This is a genomic window from Sulfitobacter geojensis (assembly GCF_000622325.1).
Lineage (GTDB): Bacteria > Pseudomonadota > Alphaproteobacteria > Rhodobacterales > Rhodobacteraceae > Sulfitobacter > Sulfitobacter geojensis.
Genome location: NZ_JASE01000001.1, coordinates 39,904 through 48,538 on the forward strand (window position 1 = coordinate 39,904; position 8,635 = coordinate 48,538).

General features: G+C 60.0%; 4 protein-coding genes. All 4 read right to left on the reverse strand.

The window, feature by feature from the left end:
- Positions 1 to 28 precede the first annotated feature (28 nt).
- Positions 29 to 3,118 (reverse strand): efflux RND transporter permease subunit, encoded by a 3,090-nt coding sequence (locus Z947_RS0100200; protein ID WP_025042310.1) that lies wholly within the window; start codon positions 3,116 to 3,118, stop codon positions 29 to 31.
- A gap of 4 nt (positions 3,119 to 3,122) precedes the next feature.
- Positions 3,123 to 4,205 carry an efflux RND transporter periplasmic adaptor subunit gene (locus Z947_RS0100205; protein ID WP_052880555.1) on the reverse strand — a complete coding sequence of 361 codons (1,083 nt, stop codon included), beginning with the start codon at positions 4,203 to 4,205 and terminating at the stop codon, positions 3,123 to 3,125.
- Positions 4,189 to 4,800, reverse strand: coding sequence for a TetR/AcrR family transcriptional regulator (locus tag Z947_RS21325; protein WP_025042312.1), 612 nt, complete (start codon positions 4,798 to 4,800; stop codon positions 4,189 to 4,191). Before Z947_RS21325 ends, Z947_RS0100205 begins: the two co-directional genes overlap by 17 nt.
- Before the next feature lie 371 nt (positions 4,801 to 5,171).
- Positions 5,172 to 8,627 carry a porin family protein gene (locus Z947_RS0100215; protein WP_156026592.1) on the reverse strand — a complete coding sequence of 1,152 codons (3,456 nt, stop codon included), beginning with the start codon at positions 8,625 to 8,627 and terminating at the stop codon, positions 5,172 to 5,174.
- Positions 8,628 to 8,635: the final 8 nt, after the last annotated feature.

Genomic DNA, 8,635 nt, shown 5'->3' on the forward strand with positions numbered 1-8,635 from the left:
ACGCCGAGTTTACGTAACAACACCCATCCTATGCATCTTTGCTGCGGTTAGCCGAAGCCGCCATTCCTGCATTATTTGGTGTTCTTTGGGACAGGCGCTCTGCACTGCGCTTGAAGAAGATATAATACAGCACAGGTGCCGCGATCAGGGTGAGGACCGAGGCAAAAGCCAAGCCTCCCATGATCGTCGCAGCCATCGACTGAAAGAAGGCATCGGACAACAAAGGCAACATGCCGAGGATCGTCGTTGCCGCAGCCAGAAACACCGGACGAAGACGCGAGGTTGAGGCGCTGATGATGGCCTCCTTCAGTGGCAGCGCCGGCTCGGCGGCGCGGGTCAGGTCGATTTCCTCGACCAGAACAATGCCGTTCTTGATCAACATGCCAGACAGCGACAACAGCCCTAGAAGTGCAGTGAAAGTAAAGGGCAGCCCTGTCCCCAGCAGCGCCAAACTAACACCATTGATCGCCATCGGCACCAGCAGCCAGATAATGATCGGCTGACGCAGCGCATTGAACAGCAGCACCGAGATCAGTACCATGATGATCAGGCTGAACGGCAGTTGCGCGCCCAAAGCGGCCTGCGCTTCACCGGCGCTTTCCAGTTCGCCGCCCCATTCCATCGCATATCCATCCGGAATCTCCATCGCCTCGATCGTGGCCTGCACTTCAGCCTGCACCTGTGCGGCGGTGGCACCACGGGGGATATCGGCACCGACGGTGATGACCTCGGCCCGGTCGCGGCGGTAAAGCAGCGTATCTTGCGGCGCAAAGGTGAAGCCGTCGATCACCTGCTCCATCTGCACCAGCGTATTGCCGCTTTCGGAATAGATCATGTGGTCGGCCAGCGCCAAACCGCTGTCTTGCGGCGCGCGGATCACGATCGGGATCTGCCGGTCGCGTTCGCGGAAAGTGCCCCCGCTAATGCCTTCGGTAGCGAGCTTCAGCGTCTGGGTGATGTCCGTGCGCGAAATGCCCGCATCCTGCGCACGTTTCTCAGCATAAATCGGGCGCAGCACCAACTCACGCTCGCGCCAGTCCTGACGCGGAGAGATGATGTTGTCGGATGCGGCCTGCATCCGTGCCATCGCCTCATCTGCCAGATCACGCAGCACATTGGGATCACGACCTGCGAAACGCACCTCGATCGGCGCACCGCCGCCAGGCCCGAATGCAAGACGCTTGGCGCGGAACTCGCCTTCCGGCAGTGCGGTTTCGGCGAAGGTCTCAAGCGCCTGCATCTCGGCCTCGATCACCTCGAGCGTATCGACCCTGACAATCAGATGACCATAACTCGGGTTCGGGTCTTCGGCCTGATAGGTCAACATGAACCGCGCCGCACCCTGCCCTGCAAAGGCGGTGACGGCCTCCACATCGTCTCGCGCGACCAGCCAATCCTCTAGCACGGTCAGCGCTTCGGATGTCTGGTGGATCGAGGCACCCTGCGGCAACTTGTAGTGAACAAAATAGAGGGGCGTGTTGCTGTCAGGAAAGAACTGCTGCTTGATCTGGCCAAAAAGCGCATAGCACACGGCGGTGCCCGCGATCAGGGCTACGACCACCAACCAACGCAGTTTGAGCGCCGCGCGCAAGACTGCGGCATAGCCTCGAAAAATCGCACCGTCATAGCCGCCGCCTGCGCCCGCCGTGCCGCGTTTGAAAAAGTAGTGCCCAAGAAGCGGCGTCGCGGTGAGGGCCAGCAGCCATGACAGCAAGAGCGAGATGGCGATCACGGCAAAGAGTGAGAACAGGAACTCGCCCGTCGCATCGGGGCTGAGCCCGATCCCGGCAAAGGCCATGATGCCGATGACGGTGGCACCCAAAAGCGGGATCTGCGTCTTGCTGGCAGCCTCGGTCGCCGCATCGCGCGCGCTTTGACCCTGCCGCATGGCGATTTGCATGCCTTCGGCCACGACAATGGCGTTGTCGACCAGCATCCCCATCGCGATGATCAACGCGCCCAGCGAGATACGTTCCATTTCGATCGCGCCAAGTGCCATGAAAAACAACGTACCGACCACGGTCAACAGGAGCGTCGAGCCCACGACAATTGCCGCGCGCCAGCCCATAAAGACCGCCAGCACCGCCACCACGATGGCAACTGACATGGCAAGATTGACCAGAAAGGCGTTCGAGGCTTCCTCGACTACCGTGTGTTGGCGGTAGATCGACTGGATCTCGATCCCCAGCGGCAGGCTGCCGCGCAGTTGTGCCAGCTTGGCATCCACACGTTTGCCGACTTCGACGATGTTGTCGGTGGCAACGCCAGCCACGCCGAGGGTAAAGGCCTCTCTCCCGTTGTGGCGTACCATCAGCTCCGGATCGGCCTCGCGGGTACGGTAGATGTGGGTGACATCGGCCAAATTGATGATCTGTCCCCCCACCCCGACAGAGAGGGACGCAATCTCGGAAACACTGTCGGATCCTTGCGGTCGTTGCACAAGGGTGCGCCCCCGGGGCGATTGGATCGCGCCGCCGTCGACCACTTCGTTGGCATTGGCCACCGCACCAATGATTGCGGCGGGCGGAATGCCGAGCGTGGTGCTTAGCGCGAGATCGGGTTCGACATAGATGACCTCGTTCGGCACGCCAGACAATGCAACGTCCGCCACACCATCGACCGATAGCAACTCGCGTCTGAGATAGGTGCTCAGCTCATTGATCTCGGCATCAGAATAGTCAGTCGCGGTCACGGCATAGTAAAGCCCGTAGACATCCCCAAACCCGTCATTGACGAAGGGCCGCGTGGCCCCCGTGGGCAGGGCCGATTCGGCAACCCGGTTGCGCAGTTTAGTCCAGATTTCCGGCAGTTGTTCACCATCAAAGGTGTCCTGCATATTGACGGTGATCCAGGACAGGCCGGGCTGGTTCATTGACGTGATGTCCTTGACCTCCGCCATCTTCTGGATCTGCGATTCCAGCGGCTCAGTCACCTCCAGCGCCACTTCTGCCGCCGTGGCACCAGGGTATTCTGTAACGACCACGGCGGTCTTGATAGTAAAGGCCGGGTCTTCGAGACGGCCCAGCGTGGAAAAACCCCAGATACCGCCCAAGAGACAGATGAGCATGATGATCCAAGTGTAGACCGGGCGATTGATGGAGAGGCGCGCGATGTCCATGCGATCAGTTCCCGAAACCGGTGAAGCGGCGCACGTCGGTGCCGTCTTCAAGCTGGTTTGCACCGCTCACTACAATCTCCTGTCCCTCGGACAGCCCCTCTTTGACTACAACCTTGCCGCGGTCGGTCGGGATGATTTCGACCGGTGTGCGGATCACTTTGCCCTGCCCCGCCCCCGTGGGCTCAAAGACCATCACGTAGGTCTGGTTGTCATTGCCGATGGCAATCGCCGAATTGGGCACCTCGATACTTTGCCCGCCCAGTTGGAGTATCGCGCTGACCTCGACCGAGGCACCCGGCAGCGGCACGAATTCCTGAGGCAAGTCACTGCCAAGCGTAATGGTGTAGGTCTGGCCAATCTCGGCAGTTTCGGCGTTGTATTCGCGGATCTGCATCGGGTAACTTTGCGTGCTGGCGGGGAAACTGGCGACGAAGGTCACATCGGGATCACGTCCGGCGCGCTGAAACAGGGTCTCGGGCACGTCGATCTCGACCCGCAGTTCGGACATGTCATGCAAACGCACCACCGGCGTACCGGCACTGACGGTCGAAAAATTCGGCATCATACGCGCCGCGACAATGGCATCGAAAGGCGCGTGCAGCGCCGCATGATCGAGGTCGCGCTTTGCATTGCGCACCGCGATATCGTTCAGGGTAACCGCTGTGCGGGCGTCTTCGAGATTGGCTTCGGCAACCGACGTTCCCGCCAGTTGTTCATAGCGCGACACCGTGCGCTCGGCCTGCGCCCGATTGGCTTGTGCCTGTTCTAATGCCAGCTCGAAAGGCTCCATATCCATCTGCGCCACGACACTGCCCCTTGCTACAGAAGCCCCCTCTTCCACCGGGAATTGAACGATCTGCCCGCCAACCTGAAAGGCCAGATTTACGGTTTCCCGGGCGACGACCTTGCCGAAGAAAACCCTCCGCAACTCGGCGTCGCTTAGGTTCACGGGGGCCAATTTGACGACCGGCGGCATCGCGGTCTCATCCGCCGCTGCAAGACTTGGTCCGGTCAGCGAGACGGCAAGGGCCAGAGCCGGACCGAGAAGGCGCAGTGGCATTGCAGTGTGGTTAAGTCCTGTGGCCATGATCTTCATTCCTTTGTGGTGAGCGGCCCGAAGCCTGCGGCAGGGCCGCGGTCAAGCATAGCTGGCGAAGTGTCTGGAGGTGTGTCAAAAGTTGCGCCCGGTCCTGCGTCTGCATTCCAGCACATTTGGCAGAGTATTGCAGGCAGGCCGACAAGGCACTGAGATCAAGACCGGCAGCGGCAAGCTGCGGTCGATACGGGCTCAACACCTCGGCGATGATGGAACGGAACCGCTCGGCCGATTGCGCCAGCGCTTCCTGACTTGTGGCATTGACCCCTTCGATAAAGTCCTGCGCATTTGGCGTAGTCTGGATCGTATCAAAGCCCCGCAGAACCATGCGGTCAAAGATCAGATCAAGCCGGTCGCCGATGTCCGGTGTCCGGTCCAGCTCGCTCCTGATCTCAGCGATCGCCAGGTCGGTATAGCGCCCGATCAGCCCGCGCAGCACATCATCCTTGTTGCGAAACCGATTATAGAGCGTCTGCCGCGAGACCCCGGCTTCCTTGCAGAGGTCGACCATGCTGCTGCGCTGAACCCCGTAGCGGCTGAAGACATGCGTCGCCGCATCGAGAATCGTCGTCTCCAGTTCATTCATGCGGCCCTCCTAAAACGGCGCTTTGGAGGGTGCTAATGGACAAACACACGATATTTGTCAATCTGTTTATAAGTTCTCCAGCGTCTTGTGATACGTCCTGAGTAAGGAGACATTGGTGTGAACCCGCCGCGAACGGCAGGGAGGGGTTCTGTCGCAAAGTTTTTGCGGTTGGTTGGACTGGCTCGCAAGAGGTAGGTGTAGGTTTTTGGGTGTGAAATCGAACGGCCAACCGTGACGGTTGATTTCAAAGCGAACCATTTCCCGAAGAGCGTGATCCTTTACGCTGTATTCACAATCGATTGACGTAGCACATAGGGGTTAGAGGACACCGCTGTCCCCTGCCCGGTCCCGCCTTTGCGTAGCGTGTGACCTTAGAACTTGGCGATGACGTTCACAAAGAGACCTTCGTCGTCGAAGGTCAGGTCCGTCAGATCGTCTGAGAACCGTCCGGTGTTGTACCCGACACCCACTTTGACGTTCTTGCCGATATGGCGATAGGCGGTGCCCAGCAGACCGTATTCGGCCACTCCTGCATCCGTGGCCCGCAGATATCGGCCCTCCAGCAGCAGGTCCCACTTGTGCGTCAGGTGATACCGCGCGTTCACCACGCCAAGATAGGCGTCGTTGTCAGCCAAGGGGATATCCTCGTCGGGGCTGGATTGGCCCCAGCGTCCGCCGACCTTGGCGCCCAAGGTCCATTGCTGGTTCAGATCATAGCTCATATCGAGCGACAGAACGTGGCTCACCTGACGTGGGCCGCGTTCGGTCGTGCTGTCGATCTGCTGGCCTACGGTGTCCTTGAGGAAACGGTACTTGAACAACACGTTAAGGCGATCGTTCAGCACAGGCCTGTAGGCATAGCCCATCTGCGCATCAATATATTCGCCTGACGTGATCGAGGTGCCGTCCGTATCGGTATCCGCGTAATCAACCGAGAACAGCAGGCGCTGGTCTTCGCTGATCAGATAGCGGCCGCTGGCGACAAAGAGATAGGCGTCAGAATCGCGGTTGGCGCCCAATGTCTCGCCGCGATCACGGCGGACTTCGGCACGGCCACTCAGGCTCAGCCCCTGCTCGTTTTCGTACCGCGCACCAAATGACAGCGCCTTTCGGTCGAGCGTGCCGTCGATGGCCTCCACCGTGCCGTATTCGAAATTACCGGTCAGGGTGAGCGCCTCTGTGGTGCGGTATTCCACGCCATAGGTGCTGGTCAGGGATTTGTGGCGCCCGAACATATCATAGGTGTTTTCCCCATAGACATCGACGTTTTCGCCAAGTCTGCGCCGCCCACCGGCAACGAACTGGCCGCGGTCGCGCCCTACAAGCGTCGCACCAGAGAATTCTCGCCCGGGATCAAGGGTATACCCCAGATAGACGGAGTTATCGTCTGCAGATGTGTACGTGAACAGAGCCGCACCAGCAGCGCCCAGCGAGCCGTCGGAAATCTCGCCCTCAAAGGTCCAGTTCTCAGAGAAGCGGTAGCGGATACCAGCCCCTGCACGGTCGTTTTTCTCAAGCTCGCCCGAGCGTGCCAAAGTGGACTGGCCATAGACATACCACGCGAAATTTTCGCTTTCGGTAAAGGTCGCGCGGACGGCAGCGTCTGTCCGGCTGCCGTTTTTGTTCGTGGTTCCCAGCGCAAGGCCCGGCGTGTTGCGGTCCAGATGTTCGACGCCGAAATCAAGCGTAAGACGGTCCGAGACGACATATCTGACCTCGGCACCACCCTCGCGGTCGGTCCGGCCATTTTCGTCTTCAAAGCTGTCGTAATAAACGCGGTAGCTCAGCCGCTCTGTGGGCTGCATATCGACGGATACACCCCAGAGTTCCTCATCAACAGTGGTTTGATAATCAAGCGTCGAAAAGCCCGCGTCGCGCGTCTCGAAGTAGGCGGCGATTGTGCCCGGTGTGGTAACACCGAGATCGGCGAGATCAACTTGCATGCGGGCGGCAACGCCGTCACCTGTACCGTCGACCACGCCGGCCGTCTCGCGGTTCTCGACGATCAAACCACCGTCGCTGGAGAAGCTTGAGCCAAATCCCGGCCCTTCCGTCTGGGCATATTCCAGCGCGATAAAGCTGCATTCGCTCAATTCCCACATCACATCGACCGACTGGGCGGTCTGGTCTGCGATGTCGGTCTGTTCAACCATGCCAGTGTAGCCAAGACGCAGGTTGTCGGTCACCCATGCCTCGGCGCGACCGCCGTAGGTATAGCCGTCGATGCCACCTACCGGAGGAGTGAAGGCATAGTTGGCCACCAGCACGACATCGTATTCCCCTGCCGGGTCGCTGACGACGGTCCCGGCAGCGGCGGTTCCGCTGAGCGGTTCAGTCAGGATGATCGTGCCCTGGATATAGTTGATGCGGTAATCCAGCCCCGGCGTCAGCTGGCGCGTTTCAACCACCCGTCCTGTTGTCCGGTCGCGCAGCTGGATCGACAACTGTTCTGTGTCTACGGCAATGTCCTGACGCTGCAGAAAATACACTGATCCGCCGGTCCCCATAAACGTGTCGCGTCCGGGCAAACGGTCGGGATTGGCGGCATACCCTTCGACAGAGACGCGTGATTGCCCGCGCGTAGTCGTTTGCGGGCTGCGGTAGACACCCTGCGCACCATAAAGCGTGCGTTCATCGCGCAGGTAATATCCGCCGTTGATGCGGGACTGGTAATTGCCCCACATGATGTGGCTGCCATTGCGCTCGGCGCGCACATAGAATTTGCCGTCGGTCGGGGCACCTTCTTCGAACGTGCTGTCGTCGCCGTAGACCGGATAGGCGTTCTCGCGCTGGAGGCGGATCAGGACATTGACGGGGTCTTTCTCATCCAGATCGCGGAAGATGTTCTTGAGCTCGTCCTCGCCCGTATCGACAGAGCCTGTCAGGATCCAGCCGTTCTGTGTCTTGCCCTTGGCGTATCCGGCGAGCCGACCATAGGTATAGGTCTTGTCGTACTCGGCACCCTGCGCATCCACACCACCTTCAAGGCGGTAGCCTAGGGTCACATCTGCAATGGCGGTATAGAACCATTCGGCGCGCGGGATCAGAATGTCGCGCTCGATATAGGTATCTTCGCCAGCTCCGCTGACCTGCACCGCGATAGCCTGATCGCCTGCGGGCAGAATGCGTTGAATGACAAAGCTGCCGCCTGGATCGGGGCGCACGACTTCGCCTAATGTGTTCACCACGGCACCTTCGCTCACGTCCGTTCCGCTGACTGTCACCGCACCGCCATAGACAGGAATGCGGCGGATGCCTGCGGTATCAACGCCAAGCTCGGGTGGAGGCGCAGTGAAATCCGTCTCTTCAAACCCCGGCCCCGCCGGACGGAGCGGCAGCGGCACCGTTTCGTCAAAACGGCCCTGCGCATCATAGACCCGATAGGTCATGATCAGATTATCCCCTTCGGGCAGCACAAAAGACGCATCCCCATTGGGCGCGATAGGTGTACGGCTCAGGACACGCGGGCCGCCACGTGCACCAAGATCGGTCACCCGTACTTCGCCGCGTGTGACGTAGGCGGGATAGTTCATCTGGCTGCGTACGGTAACGCTGTCGCCTGCGCGTGGCGGGCGTTCGTTGGTGACAAGCGCGGTCAGGCGCGGCTTTACCTCAAGCCCGTCGAAACGCACCTGAAGCTGCGCGCGGGCCAGGGCGATATCTTCACGCGCCTTGGTGGTGGATAACCTTGGATCGCCCGCAACCTGCTGGCCGTCGATGGCAATACTAAAGCCTTCCTGCGATTGCGCCTGCGTCGCCGCGACAAGAGCCAGCAGCGAAACGCTTGCCAGAGTCATGCGGCGTGGGGAGGTCATTATATGCTTCATGGCTCTGT

What these genes read in the sequence shown, in the direction of transcription:
- Z947_RS0100205 (WP_052880555.1), bottom strand. Translation starts at nt 4,205, where the DNA reads ATGGCCACAGGACTTAACCACACTGCAATGCCACTGCGCCTTCTCGGT.
- Z947_RS0100215 (WP_156026592.1), bottom strand. Translation starts at nt 8,627, where the DNA reads ATGAAGCATATAATGACCTCCCCACGCCGCATGACTCTGGCAAGCGTT.
- Z947_RS21325 (WP_025042312.1), bottom strand. Translation starts at nt 4,800, where the DNA reads ATGAATGAACTGGAGACGACGATTCTCGATGCGGCGACGCATGTCTTC.
- Z947_RS0100200 (WP_025042310.1), bottom strand. Translation starts at nt 3,118, where the DNA reads ATGGACATCGCGCGCCTCTCCATCAATCGCCCGGTCTACACTTGGATC.